Origin of the sequence: Cupriavidus sp. SIMBA_020 (assembly GCF_046535395.1) — a bacterium.
GTDB lineage: Bacteria > Pseudomonadota > Gammaproteobacteria > Burkholderiales > Burkholderiaceae > Cupriavidus > Cupriavidus campinensis.
Genome location: NZ_JAWRWU010000129.1, coordinates 1 through 381, shown reverse-complemented (window position 1 = coordinate 381; position 381 = coordinate 1). Strand labels below are relative to the sequence as shown.

Annotated in this window: 1 protein-coding gene; it reads right to left on the bottom strand. The window is 60.9% G+C overall.

The window, feature by feature from the left end; translation table 11 throughout:
- Nucleotides 1-381 (bottom strand): epoxide hydrolase family protein (locus SB751_RS28475; RefSeq protein WP_410748849.1); only part of this gene is annotated, 381 nt, incomplete at both ends.

Here is a 381-nt window from a genome sequence, read left to right as displayed (position 1 = left end):
GCGATATGGTCCGAGCCCCAGCCCGACTGCGCAGGTTTGCCCGAAAAGCCAAAGCCTGGCAGCGAAGGCACCACGACGTGGAACGCGTCGTCGGCACTCGCGCCATAAGCGGTCGGATCGGTCAGCGGTCCAATTGCCTTGATCAATTCGAAAATCGAGCCGGGCCAGCCGTGCGTCATGATCAGCGGCAGAGCATGTTCATGACGGGAACGCACGTGAATGAACTGCACGTCGAGGCCGTCGATTTGCGTCATGAACATCGGCAGCGCGTTCAGTTTCGCTTCGCCCTTGCGCCAATCGTAGTCGGTGCCCCAATACTTCGCGAGCGCCTGCATTCTGGCGAGCCGCACGCCTTGCGACTCATCGTTGACGGTCTCCTTG